The 22,703-nt window shown below is 66.5% G+C and carries 26 protein-coding genes; 6 read left to right on the top strand and 20 right to left on the bottom strand.

Features of this window, described 5'->3' with window-relative positions; genetic code table 11:
- A complete protein-coding gene (fabB, locus tag CLD20_RS09925; protein WP_224406473.1) occupies positions 1-1,218 on the bottom strand; it encodes a beta-ketoacyl-ACP synthase I in 1,218 nt (405 codons plus the stop codon).
- A gap of 38 nt (positions 1,219-1,256) precedes the next feature.
- Positions 1,257-1,784, bottom strand: a complete 528-nt coding sequence (fabA, locus tag CLD20_RS09920) for a 3-hydroxyacyl-[acyl-carrier-protein] dehydratase FabA (protein ID WP_224406472.1) — start codon at positions 1,782-1,784, stop codon at positions 1,257-1,259.
- 208 nt (positions 1,785-1,992) lie between these two features.
- Between fabA and irrA the strand changes: the two genes are divergently transcribed.
- Entirely contained in the window at positions 1,993-2,436 is a 444-nt protein-coding gene (irrA, locus tag CLD20_RS09915; RefSeq protein WP_224406471.1) for an iron response transcriptional regulator IrrA, read from the top strand.
- Positions 2,437-2,550: 114 nt separating this feature from the next.
- Here irrA and CLD20_RS09910 read toward each other — a convergent pair whose 3' ends face one another.
- Positions 2,551-3,045, bottom strand: coding sequence for an SH3 domain-containing protein (locus CLD20_RS09910; RefSeq protein WP_224406470.1), 495 nt, complete (start codon positions 3,043-3,045; stop codon positions 2,551-2,553).
- A gap of 212 nt (positions 3,046-3,257) precedes the next feature.
- Here CLD20_RS09910 and CLD20_RS09905 point away from each other — a divergent pair, with 212 nt between their 5' ends.
- Complete coding sequence (locus CLD20_RS09905) at positions 3,258-4,256, top strand: D-glycerate dehydrogenase (RefSeq protein WP_224406469.1); 999 nt, start codon at positions 3,258-3,260, stop codon at positions 4,254-4,256.
- 24 nt (positions 4,257-4,280) lie between these two features.
- On the opposite strand, the gene CLD20_RS09900 is transcribed toward CLD20_RS09905, so the two are convergent.
- The 14 genes from CLD20_RS09900 to hisB all read right to left on the bottom strand — a co-directional run bounded on the left by CLD20_RS09900 (position 4,281) and on the right by hisB (position 14,232).
- Complete coding sequence (locus tag CLD20_RS09900) at positions 4,281-4,754, bottom strand: hypothetical protein (RefSeq protein ID WP_224406468.1); 474 nt, start codon at positions 4,752-4,754, stop codon at positions 4,281-4,283.
- Positions 4,751-5,017, bottom strand: coding sequence for a hypothetical protein (locus CLD20_RS09895; RefSeq protein WP_224406467.1), 267 nt, complete (start codon positions 5,015-5,017; stop codon positions 4,751-4,753). The genes CLD20_RS09900 and CLD20_RS09895 overlap by 4 nt, the downstream gene beginning before the upstream one ends.
- A 71-nt stretch (positions 5,018-5,088) precedes the next feature.
- On the bottom strand, positions 5,089-5,853 hold the full coding sequence (locus CLD20_RS09890; RefSeq protein WP_224406466.1) for a molybdopterin-synthase adenylyltransferase MoeB: 765 nt from the start codon (positions 5,851-5,853) through the stop codon (positions 5,089-5,091).
- Positions 5,854-5,861: 8 nt separating this feature from the next.
- Complete coding sequence (locus CLD20_RS09885) at positions 5,862-6,173, bottom strand: DUF1330 domain-containing protein (RefSeq protein ID WP_224406465.1); 312 nt, start codon at positions 6,171-6,173, stop codon at positions 5,862-5,864.
- Positions 6,174-6,204: 31 nt separating this feature from the next.
- Positions 6,205-6,954, bottom strand: coding sequence for an orotidine-5'-phosphate decarboxylase (gene pyrF / locus CLD20_RS09880; RefSeq protein ID WP_224406464.1), 750 nt, complete (start codon positions 6,952-6,954; stop codon positions 6,205-6,207).
- A complete protein-coding gene (gene coaA, locus CLD20_RS09875) occupies positions 6,954-7,907 on the bottom strand; it encodes a type I pantothenate kinase (RefSeq protein WP_224406463.1) in 954 nt (317 codons plus the stop codon). The genes pyrF and coaA overlap by 1 nt, the downstream gene beginning before the upstream one ends.
- Positions 7,907-8,239, bottom strand: coding sequence for a phosphoribosyl-ATP diphosphatase (locus tag CLD20_RS09870; RefSeq protein WP_224406462.1), 333 nt, complete (start codon positions 8,237-8,239; stop codon positions 7,907-7,909). Before CLD20_RS09870 ends, coaA begins: the two co-directional genes overlap by 1 nt.
- A 30-nt stretch (positions 8,240-8,269) precedes the next feature.
- The gene (hisF, locus tag CLD20_RS09865; protein WP_370636853.1) at positions 8,270-9,058 is read right to left on the bottom strand and encodes an imidazole glycerol phosphate synthase subunit HisF; all 789 of its coding nucleotides are present in this window, start codon (positions 9,056-9,058) and stop codon (positions 8,270-8,272) included.
- 94 nt (positions 9,059-9,152) lie between these two features.
- Positions 9,153-9,620 carry a DUF3237 domain-containing protein gene (locus CLD20_RS09860; RefSeq protein WP_224406460.1) on the bottom strand — a complete coding sequence of 156 codons (468 nt, stop codon included), beginning with the start codon at positions 9,618-9,620 and terminating at the stop codon, positions 9,153-9,155.
- Positions 9,621-9,651: 31 nt separating this feature from the next.
- The gene (locus tag CLD20_RS09855; RefSeq protein WP_224406459.1) at positions 9,652-11,625 is read right to left on the bottom strand and encodes a bifunctional diguanylate cyclase/phosphodiesterase; all 1,974 of its coding nucleotides are present in this window, start codon (positions 11,623-11,625) and stop codon (positions 9,652-9,654) included.
- 89 nt (positions 11,626-11,714) lie between these two features.
- Entirely contained in the window at positions 11,715-12,449 is a 735-nt protein-coding gene (gene hisA / locus CLD20_RS09850; RefSeq protein WP_224406458.1) for a 1-(5-phosphoribosyl)-5-[(5-phosphoribosylamino)methylideneamino]imidazole-4-carboxamide isomerase, read from the bottom strand.
- A 4-nt stretch (positions 12,450-12,453) separates the two neighbouring features.
- Positions 12,454-13,095 carry an imidazole glycerol phosphate synthase subunit HisH gene (hisH, locus tag CLD20_RS09845; RefSeq protein WP_224406457.1) on the bottom strand — a complete coding sequence of 214 codons (642 nt, stop codon included), beginning with the start codon at positions 13,093-13,095 and terminating at the stop codon, positions 12,454-12,456.
- Entirely contained in the window at positions 13,092-13,625 is a 534-nt protein-coding gene (locus tag CLD20_RS09840; protein WP_224406456.1) for a DUF2628 domain-containing protein, read from the bottom strand. Before CLD20_RS09840 ends, hisH begins: the two co-directional genes overlap by 4 nt.
- Positions 13,626-13,638: 13 nt before the next feature.
- Positions 13,639-14,232 carry an imidazoleglycerol-phosphate dehydratase HisB gene (gene hisB / locus CLD20_RS09835; RefSeq protein WP_224406455.1) on the bottom strand — a complete coding sequence of 198 codons (594 nt, stop codon included), beginning with the start codon at positions 14,230-14,232 and terminating at the stop codon, positions 13,639-13,641.
- 196 nt (positions 14,233-14,428) lie between these two features.
- On the opposite strand from hisB, the gene hslV reads away from it, so the two are divergent.
- Entirely contained in the window at positions 14,429-14,989 is a 561-nt protein-coding gene (hslV, locus tag CLD20_RS09830) for an ATP-dependent protease subunit HslV (RefSeq protein WP_224406454.1), read from the top strand.
- The gene (gene hslU, locus CLD20_RS09825) at positions 14,986-16,296 is read left to right on the top strand and encodes an ATP-dependent protease ATPase subunit HslU (RefSeq protein ID WP_224406453.1); all 1,311 of its coding nucleotides are present in this window, start codon (positions 14,986-14,988) and stop codon (positions 16,294-16,296) included. The genes hslV and hslU overlap by 4 nt, the downstream gene beginning before the upstream one ends.
- A gap of 110 nt (positions 16,297-16,406) precedes the next feature.
- On the opposite strand, the gene CLD20_RS09820 is transcribed toward hslU, so the two are convergent.
- Positions 16,407-17,423, bottom strand: coding sequence for an adenosine kinase (locus CLD20_RS09820; RefSeq protein WP_224406452.1), 1,017 nt, complete (start codon positions 17,421-17,423; stop codon positions 16,407-16,409).
- Positions 17,424-17,581: 158 nt separating this feature from the next.
- On the opposite strand from CLD20_RS09820, the gene CLD20_RS09815 reads away from it, so the two are divergent.
- Positions 17,582-18,307, top strand: coding sequence for a sulfate transporter family protein (locus CLD20_RS09815; protein WP_224406451.1), 726 nt, complete (start codon positions 17,582-17,584; stop codon positions 18,305-18,307).
- Here the strand turns inward: CLD20_RS09815 and CLD20_RS09810 are convergent.
- Positions 18,286-18,930: a hypothetical protein gene (locus CLD20_RS09810; protein ID WP_224406450.1), complete on the bottom strand. Its 645-nt coding sequence runs from the start codon at positions 18,928-18,930 to the stop codon at positions 18,286-18,288. The genes CLD20_RS09815 and CLD20_RS09810 overlap by 22 nt on opposite strands.
- Positions 18,931-19,161: 231 nt before the next feature.
- On the opposite strand from CLD20_RS09810, the gene CLD20_RS09805 reads away from it, so the two are divergent.
- Complete coding sequence (locus CLD20_RS09805) at positions 19,162-19,470, top strand: hypothetical protein (RefSeq protein ID WP_224406449.1); 309 nt, start codon at positions 19,162-19,164, stop codon at positions 19,468-19,470.
- Between the two features lie 109 nt (positions 19,471-19,579).
- Here CLD20_RS09805 and polA read toward each other — a convergent pair whose 3' ends face one another.
- Positions 19,580-22,615, bottom strand: coding sequence for a DNA polymerase I (gene polA / locus CLD20_RS09800; RefSeq protein WP_224406796.1), 3,036 nt, complete (start codon positions 22,613-22,615; stop codon positions 19,580-19,582).
- Positions 22,616-22,703: the final 88 nt, after the last annotated feature.

Genomic DNA, 22,703 nt, shown 5'->3' with positions numbered 1-22,703 from the left:
TCAGGCTTCCATTCGCTGGAAAACCAACGTCGCGTTGGTGCCGCCAAAACCGAAGGAGTTCGACAGCGCCGTGTTGATCTCCACCCCATCCTGCCGCTGGCGGGCAATCGGCATGTCGGCGAACTTCGGATCGAGCTCCTCGATATTGGCGCTCTCGCAGATGAAGCCGTTCTGCATCATCAAGAGCGTGTAGATCGCCTCCTGCACGCCGGTCGCACCGAGCGAATGGCCGGTCAGCGACTTCGTCGCGGAGATCGGCGGACATTTGTCGCCGAAGACCTCGCGGATGCCCTGCATCTCGCTCACATCGCCGACGGTGGTCGAGGTCGCGTGCGGATTGATGTAATCGACAGGCTCGCCGACATTTTCCAGAGCCATCTTCATGCAGCGCACACCGCCCTCGCCCGAGGGCGCGACCATATCGTAACCGTCGGAGGTGGCGCCATAGCCGACGATCTCGGCATAAATCTTCGCGCCACGCGCCTTGGCGTGTTCGAGTTCCTCGAGCACCAAAACGCCCGCGCCGCCGGCGATGACGAAGCCGTCGCGGTTGACGTCGAAGGCGCGCGAGGCCTTCTGCGGCGTGTCGTTGAAGTGGACGGACATGGCGCCCATGGCGTCGAAGAGATTCGACATCGTCCAGTCCAGATCCTCCGAGCCGCCGGCGAAAATGACGTCCTGCTTGCCGAGCTGGATGATCTCGGAGGCATTGCCGATGCAATGGTTGGACGTCGCGCAGGCAGAGGAGATCGAGTAGTTCACGCCCTTGATCTTGTACTGCGTGGCGAGCACGGCCGAAGCCGTGGAGCTCATCGCCTTCGGCACAGCCGTCGGTCCGATGCGCTTCGGACCCTTTTCCTGCGTGGTGAGGGCGGCCTCGAAAATGGTGCGCGTCGACGGCCCGCCGGAGCCCATGATGATGCCCGTGCGGGGATTGACGATGTCATCTTCCTCAAGCCCGGAATCGCGGATCGCCTGATCCATGGCGATGTAGTTCCAGGCCGTGCCCTTGCCCATGAAGCGCGCCGTGCGGCGATCGAGAACCTCGAAAGGGTCGAGGCTGGGGGCGCCGTGGACCTGGCTGCGGAAGCCGTGCTCCGCATATGAGGGGGCGAAGACGATGCCGGAGCGCGCCTCGCGCAGGCTGGCCACCACCTCCTGCGTGTTGTTGCCTATGGCGGAGACGATCCCCATGCCGGTGACGACGACGCGCCGCATCCCGTTCTCCCTTGTCGAAAAAGTAGCGCCCCGGTCCCTTATGCGGATGCCGGAGCGGCAGCGTTCTTGAACAGCCCGACCTTGAGGTCGCTGGCGCGATATATCGTCTCGCCGTCGGCCTTCAACCAGCCGTCGGCAACTCCGAGGGTGAGCTTGGTGCGCAGGATGCGCTTCAGCTGTACGCCATACTCCACGTGCTTGACCGTCGGCAGCACCATGCCGGTGAATTTCACCTCTCCGACGGAGAGCGCACGACCCTTGCCGGGGGCGCCCAGCCAGCCGAGGAAGAAGCCGAGAAGCTGCCACATCGCGTCGAGCCCGAGACAGCCGGGCATAACCGGGTCGCCACGGAAATGGCAGGGGAAGAACCACAGATCCGGGCGAATGCCGAGCTCGGCAAGCACCTGCCCCTTGCCGAATTCGCCGCCCTCCTCCTCGATTCTGGAAATCCGGTCGAACATCAGCATCGGAGGCAGCGGGAGCTGGGCGTTGCCCTCGCCGAAAAGCTCCCCGCGCCCGCAAGCGAGCAAATCCTCATATTCGAAATGGCTGCGGCGCTCTTGCATCGATATCATTCTTCCTAAACTGTCTTACGCCAAGCTTCCTCAGCGGCATCGGCGGCGTTCCTAACATAGCGGGAATGCAAACGAAACCAAGCTGCGGCCGAGTGCGCCGAACGGCAGCGACATACCGTCAGAGTTGTCAGAACCATACAAATTCGCATATAGAGACTAGGCAGCTTCCAAACTTTTTCGGCTGCAAAGGGCAGAAAAAATGACCGCTCTGCATCACCATAGCCATAGTCATGGCCATACGCCCGAGCAGATCACGCGCCGGCTCCGCCGGGCTGGTCTGCGCCCGACGCGCCAGCGTGTCGCGCTCGCCGGTCTGCTTTTCAAGCGCGGCGACCGCCATATCTCTGCAGAAATCCTGCAAGAGGAAGCGCAGGCGATGCGCGTACCGGTATCGCTCGCCACGATCTACAACACCCTTCATCAGTTCACCGAAGCCGGACTGTTGCGGGAAGTCGCGGTCGATGGCGCGCGGACCTATTTCGACACGAATGTGTCGGACCACCACCACTTTTTCGTCGAAGGCGACAACGAGCTGATCGACATTCCCGATGCCGTCGGCCTCACCGAGGTCCCGACTCCGCCGGAAGGAATGGAAATCACCGCGGTGGAAGTGGTCGTGAGGGTGCGTCGTACCGACGCGTGAGCGGCCGGCCTGCCACGGCAGGTTCGGGGGGCACCAGAACATGAAACGCCCGGCCCTCGGCCGGGCGTTTCGCTTTCGGCCCGGCGCACGGGCGCCGCACCGGCATGCGGGCTCTCAGCCGGAGACCTTCTCGTTCGGATAGACGCCCCAGAGCGTTTCCTGCGGCAGCCAGCCCTCGTAGCCGTCTCCGCGCAGATTGCACCAGCCCGCCTCGCAGCTGACGACATCGGCGATGACGTGCGATTCCAGGATGGCGCTGACGCGGCTGGCCGCGCGCGGCTCGGCATGGGCCTCGAATCGCTCGCCGTCCGTCCAGGGCGAGACGATCGCCGTGCGCCGCCCGGAAAGCAGGCTCTGGTGGATCCAGCCCTCCGCCCCGTCGGAATCGCGAATCTTCCGCCAGGTATCGAATTCCTGGATGATCTCGACCGGCAGACCGGCACGCACGAAGCGCCAGGCGACGGGATAGTTCTTGCCCGGGCCGCGGCGCACATTGACGGCACTCGACTTCAGGCTGACAAAGCGCGGCAGCGGCTGGCCGCTCGGGCCGGTCTGAACGCCCTGGGCAAGGGAGGCGCCCGGCGCGAGCGCCAGGGCAAGCAGGAGCACGATTGCTCGGGCCAGATTCCGGCCGGTGCAGGGAAGGGAAAGCATCACTCGGCGACTCTGTCTCGTGCGGCGGTGTTAGCGTCAATCCCGTGCGAGGCCAAGCGCCGGTTTGGTTCCTTGTTTTTGCCCCGCCCTTTGCTAGACAGAGGCGCTGTCAGTCAGGCGGAGCGTTCCTCGCCCAACCGGGGCACCGCACGCAGGAGACATGGTGCATGACCAAGGCAAAACCGCATGTCATCGTAACGCGCAAGCTCCCCGATCCGGTGGAGACGCGCATGCGGGAATTGTTTCGCGCCGAGCTCAACCTCGAGGACCGGGCGCTTTCGCAGGCCGAGCTGGTGGAGGCGCTGAAGACGGTCGACGTCCTGGTGCCGACGGTGACCGACCGCATCGACGCCTCGATGATCGCCCAGGCGGGCGACAGGCTGAAGCTCATCGCCAATTTCGGCAATGGCGTCGACAACATCGACATAGACGCCGCCTACCAGCGTGGAATTACGGTCACCAACACGCCGAACGTCCTCACCGAGGACACGGCCGATATGACCATGGCACTGATGCTCGCCGTGCCGCGCCGGCTGGTGGAGGGGGCCGTCGTCCTGGCGGACGGGCAGCCCTGGAGCGGCTGGTCGCCCACCTGGATGCTCGGCCACCGGATCTGGGGAAAGCGGCTCGGCATCGTCGGCATGGGCCGAATCGGCACCGCCGTAGCGCGCCGCGCCAAGGCTTTCGGGCTTTCCATCCACTATCACAACCGGCGCCCCGTCAATGCCAAGACGGAAGAGGAGTTGGAGGCGACCTACTGGGATTCGCTCGACCAGATGCTGGCGCGCATGGACATCATCTCGGTCAACTGCCCGCACACGCCGGCGACCTTCCACCTTTTGTCGCGGCGGCGGCTGAAACTGATTCGGCCCGAGGCCTTCATCGTCAACATCGCCCGCGGCGAGGTGATCGATGAGGCGGCGCTGATCGAATGCCTGGAGAGCGGCAGCCTCGCCGGCGCCGGGCTCGACGTCTTCGAGGGAGAGCCGACGATCAATCCCAAGCTCTCCAAGCTGGCCCGCGAGGGCAAGGCAGTGATCCTTCCGCATATGGGCTCGGCGACCATCGAAGGCCGGGTGGAGATGGGCGAGAAGGTGATCATCAACATCCGCACCTGGATGGACGGCCACAAGCCGCCGGACCGTGTCCTGCCGACTTCCGTCTAGGCTTGGAGGTCCAGGCTTGGGAGCCTAGGCTGCGCCCCTCGCCGGCGTTTCGCAGCCGGCCGAAAGAAGCCGCGTTATGCGCGCCTGCCAGTCCGCCAGCATGCCCTCGTAGGCCGCCTCCGTCATCTCGGCGAGAACCGCTTCGCCCTGCGGGGAGAGCGCCGTCAACGCATAGGCGACCTCCACCTCCGCACAGCGATTGCCGAAAGCGCGGCAGGCGACGGTGACGAACCCCATGCGCGAGCCCGGCGTCAGGCGGCAGTAACGGACGCGGTGGCGCCCGGCATCGAAATCGGCGCAGGCCCAGAGCGTTTCCTCGCCGCCGTGACGGGTGCGAAAGACCATGCCCGCCTCGGCGCGTCCGTGCGCCGGATGGATGAATTCCGGATCCCACCCGTCGACCCACGCCTTTTCGCCCCGCGGCGTGAACAGCGGGAAGACTTCCTCGACGGGCGCGTCGAGAAGGAATTTTCCGCTTCTTTCCAGATGCGCGCTCATTTTTCGCTCTCGTTTTCGCTCTTCGGCATCTCGACGAGGCGATGGCTGTCGGCGGCGGCAAGGTCGAGGCCGTAGATCCGCTTCAGCTCGGCGATCGTTGCCAGCGTCTCGGCGGAAAAGGGCGCCCTTCCCTCGAAGGCGTGCAGCACGATTCCTTCCAGGAGGTCGCCCATCGACATGTCGCGGTATTCGGCGAGGGCCTTCAGCACCTTCACCAGCCGCTTTTCCAGGCGCACGCCTGTTTGAATTCGTTCGATGGTCATACCATGATGTCATCATGGTACATCGGTAAACAACAGCGCGAGGCGCGGGAGACCTCGTCCGGAGCGACGAATCAGCCGCTGCGCCGCCTGTAGACGATCGTCTCGAAGCGCTGGGAAAGGCCGTCGTAGAGGAGAAGGCGGCCGATCAGCGGCTCGCCGAAGCCGGCAACGAGCTTGATGGCCTCCAGGGCCTGGATGGAGCCGACGATGCCGGTGAGGGCGCCGACGATGCCGGCCTCGGCGCAGCTCGGCACGAGGCCCTCCGGCGGCGGCGCGGGAAAGAGATCGGAAAAACGGGGATTGTCGTCCTCATAGGGCTTCAGCACGGTGACGGAACCGTCGAAGCGGCCGACGGCGGCGGTCACCAGCGGCTTTCGCGCCGTCTCGCAGGCGGCGGCGAGGAGATAGCGGGCGGCGAAATTGTCGGTGCCGTCGAGGACAAGGTCGTGACCAGCGACGAGGCCCGCGGCGTTCTCCTCGGTGAGGCGCAGGTTGTGCGCCTCGACTCGCAGATGAGGGTTGATGCGGAGGAGCGTCTTTCTGGCGCTCTCCACCTTCGGCGTGCCGAGATCGGCGCTCGCATGCAGGATCTGCCGCTGCAGGTTGGAGAGGCTCACCTCGTCGTCGTCGACGATGCCGATCGTGCCGATGCCGGAAGCGGCGAGATAGATGGCGGCGGGCGAGCCGAGCCCGCCCGCGCCGACGATCAGCACCTTCGCCGCCTTCAGCCGCTGCTGGCCGCCGCCGCCGATCTCCGGCAGGACGATATGGCGGGCGTAGCGCTCGATCTCCTCGGGCGCGAGTGTGGGCGCCTCGCTGTCGTCGGCGGCGGCCAAGCGCGCGCTCAGCTTTCGGCCGGCTGCGGCCCGGTATAGCCTTCCACGATGACCAGTTCCGCCTCGGCCACCGCCGCGCGGATCTCGCGGGCGGCCTGATATTCCGGCGAATGGTAGCAGGCGAGCGCGTCCTCCACGGAGGGAAACTCGATCACGACATTGCGCGCGCGCGAGCGGCCCTCGAGCGAATGCATCGGCCCGCCCCTGACGAGATAGCGCGCCCGGAACTTCTCGAAGGCCGCCGAGGCGCCGGCGACGTACTCCTTGTAGCGGTCCGGCTCGCGCACATCGACGCGGGCAATCCAGTAGCCTTTGGGCATCACTTCCCCCTCTTCACGGTTCGGCCCCTCTTCACGAAGCGGCCTCGATCTCTTCCACCAGCGCCTCCGCAACCCTGCGGGGGTTCGGCGCCTTCACGACCGGCCTGGCGACGACGAGATAGTCGCCACCCGCCTTCAGCGCGTCCGTCGGCGTCATGACGCGCTTCTGATCGCCCCTGTCGGCGCCCGACGGGCGCACGCCGGGCGTCACGATCAGCATGTCTTGGCCCAGAAGTGCGCGCATCGCCTCGGCCTCCAGCGGCGAGCAGACGATGCCGTCCATGCCGGCCTCTTTCGCCTGCGCGGCGCGGCGGCGCACCAGCTCCGCGGCTGTCCCGACATAGCCTGCCTCGGAAAGGTCGCCGTCGTCCATGGAGGTCAGCACCGTCACGGCGAGAAGGCCGAGACCTGCCCCGCCGCGCGCGGAGGCGGCGGCCCGCATCGCCTTCGGATAGGCATGGACGGTGGTCAGCGTCGCTCCGAGACGGCCGATGCCGGCGATGCCGCCGGCCACCGTGTTGTCGATGTCGAGGAGCTTCATGTCGAGGAAGACGCGCTTTCCCTCGCCCACCAGCCGCTCCACGAGCGCAAGCCCTCCGGCGAAGACCAGCTCCATGCCGATCTTGTAGAAGCCGACGACTTCGCCGAGCTCGGCGACCATTCTTTCCGCGCTTTCGAGATCGGGCAGGTCGAGACCGACGATGAGCCGCTCGCCGGCGGTGCGGGGACGCAGGAGCGCACTCCGCTCGCGCCGGGCGGCGGCAAGGTCGGGCGCGTCCATCACAGCTTCCTCAGCGCGACTTCGCGCACCGTATGATCGGCGCTCTTGCCGATGATGAGATCAGCACGCGGACGGGTCGGGCGGATATTCTCGTCGAGATTGACCAGATTGATGCGGTCCCACAGGCCTTCGGCGACTTCGAGCGCGGCCTTTTCGCTATAGTCGGCATAGCGATGGAAATAGGAGCGTGGATCGGGAAAGCGCGTCTCCTTCAGCCGCATGAAGCGCTCAAGATACCAGCGCCGGATATCGGCCTCGTCAGCGTCGATATAGATTGAAAAGTCGAAATAGTCCGAGACGAACGGCACTTCCTTGCCGTCCTTCGGCAGCGCCCGGCTCTGCAGGACGTTGAGGCCCTCCAGGATCAGGATGTTCGGCTTTTCGATCGTCATCACCTCGCCCGGAACGATGTCGTAGGTGAGGTGGGAATAGACCGGAGCGGAGACACGCGTCCTGCCGGCCTTGATGTCGGAAAGAAAGCGCAGGAGTGCGCCGACATCGTAGCTTTCGGGAAAGCCCTTGCGCTCCATCAGGCCCTCGGCCTGGAGCACGGCATTCGGATAGAGAAAGCCATCGGTGGTGACCAGCGAAACGCGCGGATGGCCCGGCCAGCGCGCGAGCAGCTCCTTCAGGATGCGTGCCGTCGTCGACTTTCCGACCGCCACGGATCCGGCGATGCCGATGATGAAGGGCATGGAGCCCTCCTCCGTGCCGAGGAAGCGCGAGCGCACGTCATAAAGCATGTCGCGCGCCTCCACATGGAAGGAGAGCAGCCGCGAAAGCGGCAGATAGATCGCTTCCGCATCCTCGATCGAAATCGGATCGTTCAAGGATTTCAGCGTGTTGACCTCTCGCTCGGAGAGCGTCATTGGCGTGTCGGCGCGCAGCTTCGCCCATTCGGCGACGCTGAAATAGCGGTAGGGCGAGAGCGAGCGCGGCGTCGCCTGGTCCATCAACCCGCGCTCTCCCTGCCACGGGAGGCCTTCTCCTCGAGCCCGGTCTGGCCGGTGCGGCGCTCAAGCTCGGCCTTCACCTCCTCGAAGGAGACACCGGAGACCTGCAAGAGCACCATCAGATGGAAGAGAAGGTCGGCCGCTTCGGCGGTGAGCCCTTCGCGGTCGCGCTCGACCGCCGCGATCGCCGCCTCCACCGCCTCCTCGCCGAGTTTCTGGGCGCATTTGGCGACACCCTTGCCGACGAGCCTGGCCGTGTAGGAGCCGGGATCGCCGGATGCCGCGCGAAGGCGGACGGTCTCGGCAAGGTCTTCCAGCGTGTAGGCGGTCATGGTGCGTTCGGTGCCCTCCTGGCGGGCGTTCTAGTGCGAAACGGGACGGACGGGTATCCCCGCCTCGGCCATATGGGCCTTCGCCTCGGCGATCGAATAGGTGCCGAAATGGAAAATCGAGGCGGCGAGGACCGCCGTCGCATGGCCGTCGCGGATGCCTTCCACCAGATGATCGAGATTGCCGACGCCGCCCGAGGCGATGACCGGCACGCGCACCGCATCCGCGATGGCGCGGGTGAGGGCGATATCGAAGCCGGCCCTGGTGCCATCGCGGTCCATGGAGGTGAGCAGGATCTCGCCGGCGCCGAGCGAGACCACCTCGCGGGCGTATTCCACCGCATCGATGCCGGTGGGGCGCCGGCCGCCATGGGTGAAGATTTCCCACCTGCCGGAACCAACCTCCTTGGCATCGATGGCGACGACGATGCACTGATCGCCGAATTTCGCGGCGGCTCGGCCGACGAAGGCGCGGTCGTTCACGGCGGCGGTGTTGATGGAGACCTTGTCGGCACCGGCAAGGAGAAGCTGGCGGATATCTTCCGTCGTGCGCACGCCGCCGCCGACCGTGACCGGCATGAAGCACTGCTCCGCCGTGCGGGCGACGACATCGAAGATCGTATCACGCTCTTCGTGGCTGGCCGTGATGTCGAGAAAGCAGAGCTCATCGGCGCCCGCCGCGTCATAGGCCTTGGCGGCCTCGACGGGATCGCCGGCATCGACGAGATCGACGAAATTGACGCCCTTGACGACGCGGCCGTCCTTGACGTCGAGGCAGGGTATGACGCGGGCTTTGAGCACGAAAGAAAGATCCGGTCGCATCAGGTCTGTTGTCGTGGCTTTCGACCTAGAGCCAGCGCGCGCCAAGCGCAACGGTTGCGTCGGTCGCGCGGCGCATGTGGCGGGCCGGCGGGGCCTACAAGACCTCGTAAAAGCTGAGATGGACGGCCGAGGGATCGCGGCGGCCGGTGCCGACAGCAACGATGCGGTTCAGCCAGAGATAGCGCGGGTCGCCGGTCTCGAAGCGCGGCTGGGTGCGCATGTAATAGCTCGCCGGATCGACGACCTCGCCCCTTGCGAGAGCCGCGATCACCTCCGGCGGGCCATGCCGGTAGCCGACATTGACGACGTCGATCAGGGCGCCGTCGTCGGTCTCCATCGGGTAGCGCGCCTCCAGGAAGGCCAGACCGTCGGCATAGACCACCTGCCAGTCCGAGCCGCCGGGCAGGATACGCCCTGAGAGCCTCTCGCCGCTCACCCTGCCGCCGGTGATCGGGATGATGCGGCGACGCCCGCGCGGCGCGTCGCCAAGTTCCAGCGGCGGCGAGAGCTCGATGGCGAGGTCGCAAAGATGGGAGAGTTCGGGAGCGGGCATGGCGGGCATCGGGAAATCATCCCGGCCCATCCGGCACGCGTCAAGCGCGCGATGAGGCGGCGCGAGCGGCCGGCCTGTCCGCGCCCGCGGCCAGCCGGCGGTTGGTCAACTTCAGTACCCGGGCAGCGGCGAGGTCCCTGGAGGCGGGCCGGCCGAGATAGAAGCCCTGAAGCTCATCGCAGCCAAGCTCGGTCAAGAACTGCATCTGCGCCTCCGTTTCCACGCCCTCCGCGGTGACCCGCAGATTGAGAGAGCGGCCGAGCGCCACGATGGAGCGGATGATGGAGGCGGCGTTGTCCTGCGGATCCTGCATGCCGTGCACGAAGGAGCGGTCGATCTTCACCTTGTCGACTGGGAACTTCCATAGATAGCTGAGGCTGGAAAAGCCGGTGCCGAAATCGTCGAGCGCCAGACGCACGCCAAGTTCGCGCAGCGCGCCGAGCTGGCGCGCCACCTCCAGCGCATCGGCTGCGAGCACGCCCTCGGTGATCTCCAGTTCGAGGCGCCTTGCTGGCAGATCCGTCTCCGCCAGCGCGCCGCGGACGATTTCCGTCATGTTGCCGAGCTCGAACTGCGCCGGCGAGAGATTGACGGCGACGATCAGCTCGTCCGGCCAGGTGGCCGCCACGGCACAGGCGTGGCGCAGCGACCAACGCCCGATGCGGGCGATCAGGCCGAGACGCTCGGCCAGCGGAATGAAATCGCCCGGAGAGACATAGCCGCCCTCGCCATTCGGCATGCGGATGAGCGCCTCGAAGCCCACCAGCGACAGATCTCCCGCACGGAAGATCGGCTGGAAGTGCAGGTCGAACGCCTCGTCGTCGACCGTCTGGCGCAACAGCGCCTCCAGATCGCGGCCGGCCTTGATCTCGGCGTTCATGCGCCTGTCGAAGATGGTGAGGCCGTCGCCGCCCTTCTCCCTGGAGCGGCGCATGGCGATGCTCGCCCGCGCCAGCGGAGAGCCGGCATCCTCCTCGCGATCGCCGATGGTGAGGCCTGCGCTGGCGGTCAGATGCACGGCCTTGCCCTTCACCCAGAGCGGGCGACGCACCTGCTGCAGGCAACGCGCAGCAAAGCGCGCCGCTTCCTTGGTATCGGAGGCCTCGAAAGCGAAGGCGAATTCGGCACTGCCGACACGCGCCATCAGCGACGAAGCGGGCGCGATGCCTTTCAGGCGCTCGCTCGTCTCCAGAAGCAGGCGATCGCCGACCTCCGGGCCGAGGCCGGCATTGATGGCCCCGAAACCGTCGAGGCCGACGCTGATCACCGCCAGCGAGCCGCTGTCTTCGAAAAGCCGGCGCGAACGAGCGACGAAGCCTGAGCGGTTGAGAAGCTCCGTCATGCCGTCATGGTCGGACAGGAAAGCAAGGCGCTCATCGGCGCGCAGCTTGGCATTGTGGCGGCGCATGAAGGCGATCGCCGGAATGGCCGAAGCCAGCGCAATGATGAGGGAAAGCAGGATGGCGCTGCGGCGCACGGTCGCGGCGATGCCCTCATACTGCGCCGTCTGATCGACATAGGCCTCGACGACGGCGACGAGGCTGCCGTCCTTCATGATCGGCAGATAGACCTCGGCGAAATACGCCGGCTCGTCCGGCGCGGTTCCCTCCTCCACCTGGACGGCGAGCTCGCCGCGCAAGGCGATCCCGGCTGCTGCCGGATTGTGGGCGCGCAGGGATGCGGGAGTGTCTTGGCCAGGGCCCTGCTCATCCAGGATGAACTCCAACGTGCCGTCGGGGGCGTAGACCCGGAAGCGAAAGACCGAGCCGGCGGACTTCGCCATCGCGATCGCCTCGAGGCTGGCGGCCGAGGGCGCGGCGCCGCGGGCGATTTCGGCAAGGTCGGGGACGTTGCGGGACAGATACCTCGCCCAGGCTTTGGCCGAGGTCTCCGCGTTGAGGCGCAGCCCCTCCTTGACGGTTTCGGAGCCGATATGCAGGGCCGCCCCGATCGCCAGCACCGGAACCAGGAAGAGCGCGAACCCGTAGCGCAGGCTGCGGCGTGAGACGAGCATCGGATCAACACACAGTTGAATCTTCGCACTAAATACGCCGTTTGCACGATTTAGTTCAATTCACTCTTTCCGGTTGAGTGAACGGAAACCTAATCGCCAGCCAGGAGGCCCAGTGCCGTTTCGGCATCGATGCGTCCGTCATAGAGGGCACGGCCGGAAATCGCGCCTTCAAGCACCGCCGCATCGGGCATCGTCAGACGCACGATATCGGCCATCGAGGCGAGCCCGCCGGAGGCGATGACGGGAATGGAAACGGCCTCGGCCAGCGCGATCGTCGCCTCCCAGTTGATGCCGGCCAGGACCCCGTCGCGGTCGATATCCGTGTAGATCAAGGCAGATACGCCTGCATCCTCGAAGCTCTTTGCCAGATCGAGCGCTTCCATGTCGGAGGTCTCGGCCCAGCCCTCCACGGCCACCCTTCCGCCACGCGCATCAATGCCGACGGCAATCTGGCCCGGATGGCGGCGCGCGGCCGTCCTGACGAGATCAGGATCGCGCAGCGCCGCCGTGCCGAGTATGACGCGGGTAACGCCCTTTTCCAGCCAGGCCTCGATCTGCTCGGGCCGCCGGATGCCGCCGCCGAGCTGCATCTTCAGGTTGTCTCCGACCGCCGCCAGGACGGCTTCGACGGCCACCCCGTTTCGGCTCTCTCCGGCGAAGGCGCCGTCGAGATCGACCATGTGCAGCCAGGTGAAGCCGGCCTCATGAAAAGCGCGCGCCTGGGCAGCCGGGTCGGCGTTGTAGGTCGTCGCCTCGGCCATCTCGCCGCGCTTCAGGCGCACGCATTCGCCGCCCTTCAGGTCGATCGCAGGGAAGAGAATCATCGTCTTACGGCCGCCATGCGAGGAAATTGGCAATGAGGGCGAGGCCGAGGTCCTGGCTCTTTTCCGGATGGAACTGGGTACCGACGAGATTTTCGCGCCCCACCATCGCCGTGACCGGGCCGCCATATTCGGCCGTCGCCAGGATGTGCTCGGGATCGGCGGCCACGAGGTGGTAGGAATGGACGAAATAGGCGTCGAGCCCCTCCGGAATGCCGGCGAGCAGCGGATGGTCGGCGCGGCCGGAAAGTTCGTTCCAGCCCATATGCGGCACCTTCAGCTGCGGATCGGAGGGGGTGATCTCGACGACGTCGCCCGGGATCCAGCCGAAGCCGGCCGAGGTCTCCTTCTCCAGGCCGCGCGTCGCCATCAGCTGGCAGCCGACGCAGATGCCGAGAAACGGCTTGCCGTCCTTCAGCACCGCTTCCTCCAGCGCCTCCACCATGCCGGAGAGCGCATCGAGGCCGCGTCGGCAATCGGCGAAGGCGCCGACACCCGGCAGCACGACATGGTCGGCCCGGCGCACCGCCTCCGGGTCGGAGGTGACGGCGACGCCGCCCGAATAGCCCGCCTCGCGGGCGGCGCGCTCAAAGGCCTTGGCGGCGGAGCGGAGATTGCCCGAACCGTAGTCGATGATGGCGACGCTCATCCGCCGGCCTCCGGGAAGAGACCCATGACAGGCGGGTCGTCGCGGTCGGCCCGGCGCGGCGGCACGGGCGGCGGGGCGGAGTCGCCCCGTGACAAGGTTCGTGGCTGCGGAGCGGGGCGCCCCAGGGACGGCTCGTCCTCGGCCGCCCGCCCGGCGAAGAAGCGAAGGGCCGCCTCTTCCTCGTTCCGGCCGGAAGCGGCGCCAACCTCGCGCCAGCCGCCGCGCTCCAGGCTCCAGCGGCGCAGGTTGTTCGCTTCCAGCGCGAAATAAAGGGAAAAGGCGATGCCGACCCAGGTGGCGGCCGTATCGCCGGCGACATAGTCGAGGCCCACGATGGCCGCACTGGCGACGAGATAGAGGAGGAACACCCACCACATGCGGCGGAAGAGGAGCCAGAGGAACGGGATGAACAGGGCCGGCCAGTTGAAGCCGTCCTTGACGAAGGCGGCGCGCTCGGCCGCTCTTGCGTCGTCCACCGCCTCCCCGGCGGCAGGCGGATAGTGCACCGTATAGTGCCGCATACCGAACATCACACCTCTCCCATCACGCCGTCAGCGTGCCCTTGGTCGAGGGGATCTCGTCGGCAAGACGCGGATCGACGGCGAGCGCCGCGCGCAGCACCCGCGCCACGGCCTTGAAACAGGTCTCGGCCACATGGTGGGCGTTGTCGCCGTAGAGGTTCTGGACATGGAGCGTGATGCGGGCGTTCTGGGCGAGCGCCTGGAAAAATTCCTTGAACAACTCCGTGTCGAAGTCGCCGACCTTCTGGCGGGCGAAATCGACGCGCCAGACGAGATAGGGCCGGCCGGAGACGTCGATGGCGGCCCGGGTCAGCGTCTCGTCCATGGCAAGGTCGAGCGAGGCGTAGCGGGCGATGCCACGCCTTTCTCCGAGCGCCCTGTCGAGCGCCTGGCCCAGCGCGATGCCGACATCCTCCACCGTGTGGTGCTGGTCGATATGGAGGTCGCCCGACGCCTTGACGGTGAGATCGATCAGCGAATGGCGGGAAAGCTGCTCCAGCATGTGGTCGAAGAAGCCGATGCCGGTATCGACCCGATAGCGGCCGGTGCCGTCCAGATCGACGGAAAGGCTGATCTTCGTTTCGCTGGTATCCCGGGAAATCTCGGCCTTGCGCATGGCTGTGCCTTTGGGCTTTCGTCGCGCGTCTTCTAACAGCGGTCGGACGGCTTGCAAATGCGCCCTTGAGGGCAGACCGGCCCCAGCGCGCGGGGCGCCGGTTTGCAGCGCCATGGGCGATGCCTACATAGGGCGCTTGAAGGGGCGCCGGAGGAGGCCGACCGGCTCGCCTGCGCCCGCTGACGAGGAGTATTTCGTGACAGAATCGAATTCCGCCTCCCCCTGGCACGGCACCACGATCGTGACCGTGAGGAAGGGCGGCAAGGTGGTCATCGCCGGCGACGGCCAGGTGACCATGGGCCAGACCATCATGAAGGCAAATGCCCGCAAGGTCCGCCCGCTCGCCAAGGGCGACGTGATCGCCGGCTTCGCTGGCGCCACCGCCGACGCCTTCACCCTTCTGGAGCGCCTGGAAGCCAAGCTGGAGCAGTATCCCGGCCAGCTGATGCGCGCCTGCGTGGAGCTTGCCAAGGACTGGCGCACCGACCGCTACCTGCGGCGCCTGGAAGCCATGATGATCGTCGCCGACAAGGAGACGACCTTGGTGCTGACCGGCACGGGCGACGTTTTGGAGCCGCAGGGCGGCGTCGCGGCGATCGGCTCCGGCGGCAATTACGCCCTCGCCGCAGCCCGCGCGCTCTCTGAGAGCGAGGCGGAGCACGACGCGGAGGCGATCGCCCGCCGCGCCATGCAGATCGCCGCAGAGATCTGCGTCTACACCAACGAGAACATCATCATCGAAAGCCTTTCGGCATGACGACCTTTTCCCCCCGCGAGACCGTTTCGGAACTCGACCGCTTCATCATCGGCCAGAAGGACGCCAAGCGCGCCGTCTCCATCGCGCTCCGCAACCGCTGGCGCCGGCAGCAGCTGGTAGGCCCCCTCAAGGAGGAGGTGCTGCCGAAGAACATCCTGATGATCGGGCCGACCGGCGTCGGCAAGACCGAGATCGCCCGACGGCTCGCCAAGCTCGCCAACGCCCCCTTCATCAAGGTGGAGGCGACGAAGTTCACCGAGGTCGGCTATGTCGGCCGGGATGTAGAGCAGATCGTGCGCGACCTCGTGGAGGCCGGCATCGGGCTGGTGCGCGAGATGCGCCGCAAGGAAGTTTCCGCGAAGGCCCATCAGCAGGCGGAGGAGCGCGTCCTCGACGCCCTCGTCGGCCAGCACGCGAGCCCGACGACGCGCGATTCCTTCCGCAAGAAGCTGCGCGACAACCTTCTCGACGACAAGGAGATCGAGGTGGAGGTGCGCGATACTTCCAACCCGATGGGCGCCTTCGAGGTGCCCGGCATGCCCGGCGCCTCGGTCGGGGTGATGAATGTCGGCGAGATGCTCGGCAAGGCCTTCGGCCAGGGCCGCACCAAGACGCGCAAGACGACGGTGAAGGAATCCTACGACCTGCTCATCACCGAGGAATCCGACAAGCTGCTGGACGACGAGCAGATCGTGCAGGAGGCGATCAGGGCGGTGGAGAACGACGGCATCGTCTTTCTCGACGAGCTCGACAAGATCTGCGCCCGCGACGGGCGGGTCGGCGGCGATGTTTCACGTGAAGGCGTGCAGCGCGACCTGCTGCCGCTCGTGGAAGGCACCACGGTGGCGACCAAGCACGGGCCGGTGAAGACCGACCACATCCTGTTCATCGCCTCGGGCGCCTTCCATGTGGCCAAGCCCTCCGATCTTCTGCCGGAACTGCAGGGCCGCCTGCCGATCCGCGTGGAGCTGCGCGCCCTGACGGAGGACGATTTCCGCCGGATTCTCACCGAGACCGAGGCGAGCCTCGTCAAGCAGTACGTGGCGCTGATGGCGACGGAGGGCGTGACGCTCGACTTCACCGACGACGCGATCGACGCGATCGCGCGCACCGCGGTGGAGATCAACTCGAACGTGGAAAACATCGGCGCGCGGCGCCTGCAGACGGTGATGGAGCGGATCCTCGACGACATCTCCTACACGGCACCCGACCGCAACGGCGATACCGTCACAGTCGACGCGGCCTATGTCGAGGAGCATATCGGCGATCTTGCGCGCAACGCCGATCTCAGCCGCTTCATCCTGTAGCACCAACCGCGACAGCCGGCGGTTCTGCCGCAAACGGCCGCGACTTCCCCCTCACCCGGCCGGCTCCGCCGGCCACCCTCTCCCTCCAGGGGAGAGGGTCGAACGTGTTGCTAGGCCGCGAGACCCTCCAGCAGACGCTGCTGCTCGGCCAGGGCGTGCAGCGAGGTCTGCGGGCGCGCGCCGATATGGGTGAGGACCTCGCCCGCCGTCAGAGAGCCGAGCTCGGCGCAGCGCGCGAGCGGGGCGCCGCGGGCATGGCCGAAGAGGAAGCCGGAAGCGAAAAGGTCGCCCGCGCCGGTCTTATCGACGATATCCTCGTCGACAGGCGGCGCCGGAACATGGATGCGCTCTTCACCCCGCAGGACCAGCGAACCCTTGGCGCCCAGCGTCACCACGGCAAGCGCGGCATCGCCCGCCAGCGCGTCGAGGCCGGTGTCGAGGTCGCCCGTCTGATAGAGCGCCACCACCTCGTGGTTGTTGGCGAAGAGGATGTCGACGGTGCGCGAGCGGATGAGGTCGAGGAACTCGGCCCGGAAGCGATCGACGCAGAAGGAATCCGACAAGGTCAGCGCGACCTTGCGCCCCGCCGCATGCGCGATCGCGGCAGCTTCGCGGAAGGCTTCCTTGGCCTTGGGCGGATCCCAGAGATAGCCTTCCAGATAGGTGATTGCGGCCCCTTCCACCGTCTCGCGATCGATATCGGCCGGGGTCAGCTCCTGGCAGGCGCCGAGATAGGTGTTCATGGTGCGCTCCGAATCCGGCGTGATCAGGATCATGGAGCGCGCTGTGGGTGCGCCTTCCTTGAGGGGGGCGGTCGGGAAGGAAATGCCGACGGAGCTCATATCGTGGCGGAAGAAATGGCCGAGCTCGTCGTCGGCGACCTTGCCGATGAAGGCCGCCCTGCCCCCGAGCGAGGCGACGCCCGCCGCCGTGTTGCCGGCGCAGCCGCCGGAAATGAGCTGGGCCGGGCCCATCGCCTCGTATAGGCGCTCCGCTTCGTCCGTCTCGATCAGGCGCATGGAGCCCTTGACGAGTTTCTCCTTCACGAGGAAGTCGTCGTCGGTCTGCGCCAGCACGTCGACGATGGCGTTGCCGATCGTCAGAACATCCGTCTTTGCGTTCGTCATTCCCAGCCTTTCCGTTCGCCTCTCGCCAGATCGATCGGGCCGGCGGCGGCAAGGCCGCCTAGCCGATCGGGACCGGGGATGCAAATTTCACCCGCCCGGCCCGGCGGTTTCAATACCGGCTTGTCCGCGCCGAGCGGGGCTCCTATCTCAAGCTCGCCATGCTCTCAGACGCCCAGCGCGCCCTCGACGAAATCCTTTCGCCGCCCTTTCGCACGGTGCTGTGGAAGTCGGTCGGACTGACCGTCGCCCTGCTCTTTGCCATCTGGCTCCTGGTGGAAGGCTTCCTCGTTCATTCCCTCGCCCTGCCCTATGGCTGGCTGGAGACCGGGATCGAGGTCTTCTCCGGGCTGACGCTGATCGTCGGGCTCGCCTTTCTCATCGCACCGGCTACCTCGCTGTTTGCCGGCATCTTCCTCGACGACATCGCGGAGGTGGTGGAGACGCAGCATTATCCCGACGAGCCCCCGGGCCGGCCGCTTTCCATCCTGGAGGGCCTTGCAACGACGCTGCAGTTCACCGCGATCGTCGTGGCGGTGAACCTGGTCGCGCTGCCGCTGGTGCTCTTCCTCGGCTTCGGCGTCGTCATCTTCTTCGTGGCCAACGGCTATCTGCTCGGGCGGGAGTATTTCGACCTTGCGGCGCGGCGCTTCCACGACCGGCGTACGGCGAAGATCCTGAGACTGCGCCATTCCGGCCGCATCTTTCTGGCAGGGCTGGTGATCGCCGGCTTCACCGCCGTGCCGATCCTCAACTTCCTCGCCCCGCTGTTTGCCACCGCCTTCATGGTGCATGTGCAAAAGCGCATCCAGAAGCGCGAGGAGGCGCCAGACGGCATTCTCGCCCCCGGGCGGGCGGGCCTCGCTCAGCCAGCAACCGCCTCGTAGTCCTTTTCCAGGTCGCAGCGCACCAGCGCCGCGACGAGGCGGGGAAAATCCTTCCCGGGCACAAGGCCCGCCAGCGCCTCGGCATCCTCCCCGAGATCGAGCTTTTGGGCAGCGGCAAGCGCCTTCCTGTCGGCGAAGGGAAAGAGCTCGTCCCAGGCGGCCTGCACCTCGCGAAAGAAGATGTCGACGCCGACATCTCCAAGTCCCTTCATTTCCTTGAGGAGCGCACGCTCCTTGACGGGGTCGCGCCCGGCCGCCTCGCGCAGCCGGCGCAGGTCGCCGCCGTACTTTTCGAGCACGATCCCTGCCGTATCGCCAAGCATGCGCGCGGCGCTCTCGTCGAAGCGCTTGTAGCCGTGCGCCGTCAGCACATCGACACGGTCCTGCCAGGTGGCGGCGCCCATCTTCGCGGCCGTGCGATAGCCGGCCTTTGAAAGGGCCCTCGCGGCCTGCGCGGCGTTCTCGGCGCTGATGCGGGAGGAAAAGAGAATCGAGGCCGTCAGCCAGCGAAACAGCGGCGCCGGTGTATTCCTGGCAATATCGATGCCGAGCTCATCGCAATAGGTCGTGCCGTGGCGCTGAAGCAGCGTCTTCACCATCCGGGATTTGCGGCTTCGGGGCATGGTGAGCTTTCTCCAAGTCCTTTCGGCGCTCAACACATCTTCCGCAAAGCTGTTCCCCGGCTCTCCGGGGCCCGGTTTTTCCACCCTGCGAGGAATTGAATCGCCCGCCGCCCCTTGCAGAGCCGGCATGACTTCCTACTCTCCTGATATACGCCGCCTTCGCTCCGAAGATGGGCCCGATAGACGACCGGCGGCACCCCGGGCCCGAACCCCAAGATTTGGGGGCTAACCTTGAAACTTTCCGACAATCAGATTGCCGCGGTCCGCGAGACCGTGGGCGCCGAGCCCATTCCGGAAGACAACCCGGCGATGGAGCCGCTGAAGGAAAACTTCGGCGACCATACGTTCTACGTCGACAATACCGGCCTTCTGGTGCTGGAGCCGGTCGACGATCCCGCACAGCCGGGAGAGCCGGCGGCGGTGATTCACATCGCGGCCTGGACCGACGAGGAGCGCAAGCAGCTCGCCCCGATCGAGCCGAAGGCCTCCGGCGCGGTCCTCGACCTTGCACCCACCGGGCCGACCAACGGCGCGGCCTGAACGGGGCTGCAAGACGGACGCGGCCGCCATTCCACGCGGCCGCCCGGAACGACAATCCGCCGGCCGGCCGAAAAGGCCGGCCATGGCGCCTCGCGCGCGGGGGCGGCTGCTAGTGCGCCGCTTCCCAATTGTCGGCCGCGCGGGCATCGACCTGCAGCGGCACCCTGAGTTCCAGAGCCGGCTCCGAAGCCCGCTCCATCACCTGCCGGATCACCGGCAGCGAAGCTTCCACCTCTTCTTCCGGCACCTCGAAGATCAGCTCGTCATGCACCTGCAGGAGCATGCGGGCGGCAAGGCGTGAGCGCGCCAGCGTCTCCTCCATGCGGATCATGGCGCGGCGGATGATATCGGCCGCCGATCCCTGGATCGGCGCGTTGATGGCCGCGCGCTCCGCCCCGGCGCGGATGCTGTGGTTGGAGTGCCGGATATTGGGGAAATGCGCGCGCCGGCCAAAGAGCGTTTCCACATAGCCCTTGTCGCGCGCCTGTTCCTTGGTCGCCTCCATGTAGTCGCGGATGCCCGGAAAGCGCCGGAAATAGGTCTTGATGTACTCGCCCGCCTCCTCGCGGCCGATGCCGAGCTGGGCGGCGAGACCGAAGGCGGAAATGCCGTAGATGATGCCGAAATTGATCGCCTTGGCGCGGCGGCGGATCATCGGATCCATGCCCTCGATGGGCGTCGAGAACATCTCGGAAGCCGTCATCGCATGAATGTCGAGCCCATCGGCGAAAGCCTGCCGCAGCGCCGGGATCTCGGCGATATGGGCAAGAATCCTCAGTTCGATCTGCGAATAGTCGGCCGAGACGAGCCTGGTGCCTTCCTCCGCCACGAAGGCGGTGCGGATTTGTCTGCCTTCCTCGGTGCGGACCGGAATGTTCTGCAGGTTCGGCTCCGACGAGGAGAGCCGGCCCGTGGTCGTGGAGGCGAGCGAATAGGACGTGTGCACCCGGCCGCGCTCGTCGAGATAGGAGGGGATGGCGTCGGTATAGGTGCCCTTCAGCTTGGTAAGCTGGCGCCAGGCGACGATCTTCATCGGCAGGGGATGGCCTTCGGCGGCCAGATCCTCCAGCACCTTCACATCGGTCGACCACTGGCCGCCCTTGGTCTTGCGGCCGCCCGGCAGGCCGAGCCTTCCGAAGAGGATCTCGCCGAGCTGCTTGGGCGAGCCGATGTTGAAGCTCTCGCCCGCCATCTCGAAAATCTCCGCCTCCAGGCCCGCCGCCTTCTGGGCGAACTGGTGGGAGAGGCGCGAGAGGATGTCGCGGTCGACCTTGACGCCGCGCTCTTCCATCTTGGCCAGGACCGGCACCAGGGGCCGCTCCAGCCTCTCGTAGACCCCGACGAGGCCCTCGGCGACGAGCCGAGGCTTGAGGACTCGCCAGAGGCGCAGCGTGATGTCGGCATCCTCCGCCGCATAGCATGTGGCGCGGCCGATCGGCGCCTGGTCGAAGGTGACCTTGTCGCGCCCGGTGCCGCAGACATCCTTGTAGGCGATCGGCTTGTGACCGAGATGGCGCTCCGAGAGCGTATCCATGCCGTGCTGCTGGCCGAAGCCGGCATCGAGCGCGTAGGAGATCAGCATCGTGTCGTCGAAGGGGGCGATCTCGATGCCGCGCGCCTTCAGCAGCAGCCAGTCGTATTTGAGGTTCTGGCCGATCTTCAGGATCGCGGGATCCTCCAGCATCGGCTTGAGGAGCGCGAGGGCCTCCTTCTCGCCGATCTGCGTATAGTCCTCATCGCGGCTATCGCCGGCTGAGGCATTCGCTTCCTGCCCCGAAGCGTCCCCCGGGGCGGCCGGCTCACCGAAGAGATCGGCAGCCGAGATGGCCGCTTCCGGGCGGCGATGGCCGAGCGGCACGTAGCAGGCGTTGCCCGGCGCGAGCGCCAGCGAGACCCCGCAAAGCGAGGCCTTGAGGGGATCGAGATCGGTCGTCTCCGTATCGAAGGCGACGGTCCCCGCCTCGGCGGCGGCGGCGATCCAGGCCTCAAGCTCGCCCACCGTGCGCACGCAGTCGTAGGAGGCGGTATCGATCTTCGGCGTGACGGCCGCCTCGGCGCGGGCGCGCACCAGGTCGGCCGGCGCGCCGAGGAGGCCGCGCTCGCCGGCAAGGCCTGTCGCTGGCCCGCCGGAGGCCGCCGGCGCGGTCGCGCCGTCTCCGGCAGGCGCGCTTTCTGCAAGGTCCGGACCATGCGCAGGAGCGCCATCGCCCCTGCCCTCGACGGAAATCGCCGCCGGCTCGATCTGCGAGGCGTCCATCCCCGTCTTCTCGGCGACGCGGCGGGTCAAAGTGTTGAATTCCATCGCCCGGCAGAAGGCGATGGCCCTCTTGCCGTCGAGCTGTTCGACGACCAGCTCGGAGAGCGGCACTTCCAGCGGAACATCATTCTCCAGAGTCACGAGCCTCTTGGAGATGCGCGCCTGCTCGGAAAATTCGATCAGGTTCTCGCGGCGCTTGTTCTGCTTGATCTCCGAAGCGCGGGAGAGAAGCGTCTCCAGATCCCCATATTCCTGCAAGAGCTGGGAGGCCGTCTTCGGCCCAATACCGGGAACGCCGGGCACGTTGTCGGTGGCGTCGCCCGTCAGCGCCTGCAGGTCGATCATCTTTTCCGGCAGGACGCCAAATTTCTGCACCACGAATTCGGCATCGATGAGCTGGTCGCGCATCGTATCGAACATGATGACGGAGGGCCCGATGAGCTGCATCAGGTCCTTGTCGGAAGAGATGATGGTGGTGCGGGCGCCCGCCTCGCAGGCAAGGCGCGCATAGGTGGCAATGAGATCGTCCGCCTCCCACCCCTTCTGCTCGATGGAAGGCAGCGAGAAGGCGCGGGTCGCCTCTCGAATCAGGCCGAACTGGGGGACGAGATCCTCCGGCGGCTCCGGCCGGTGCGCCTTGTATTCGGCGTAGATCTCGTTGCGGAAGGTTTTGGCCGAATAGTCGAAGATGACGGCGAAATGGGTCGGCTCGTCACCGGGCTCGGGCGTCGGCCCTTCCTGCAGCAGTTTCCAGATCATGTTGCAGAATCCGGAAACGGCGCCGACGGGCAGGCCATCGGATTTGCGGGTGAGCGGTGGAAGCGCGTGGAAGGCCCGGAAGATGAAGGCGGAGCCGTCGACGAGGACGAGATGGTCGCCGGCCTTCATGCCGGCAGTGGGGGCGGCGTTCATGGCCGGCACATTTGACCGGCGGAGCGGCGATTTCAAGCAAGGAGGCGGCCATGCTTTCCCGCCA

It is taken from the genome of Afifella sp. IM 167, from assembly GCF_020144925.1.
Classification (GTDB): Bacteria; Pseudomonadota; Alphaproteobacteria; order Rhizobiales; family Afifellaceae; genus Afifella.
The sequence above is the reverse complement of the archived record's forward strand: the minus strand, read 5'-3'. Positions and strand labels throughout refer to the sequence as shown.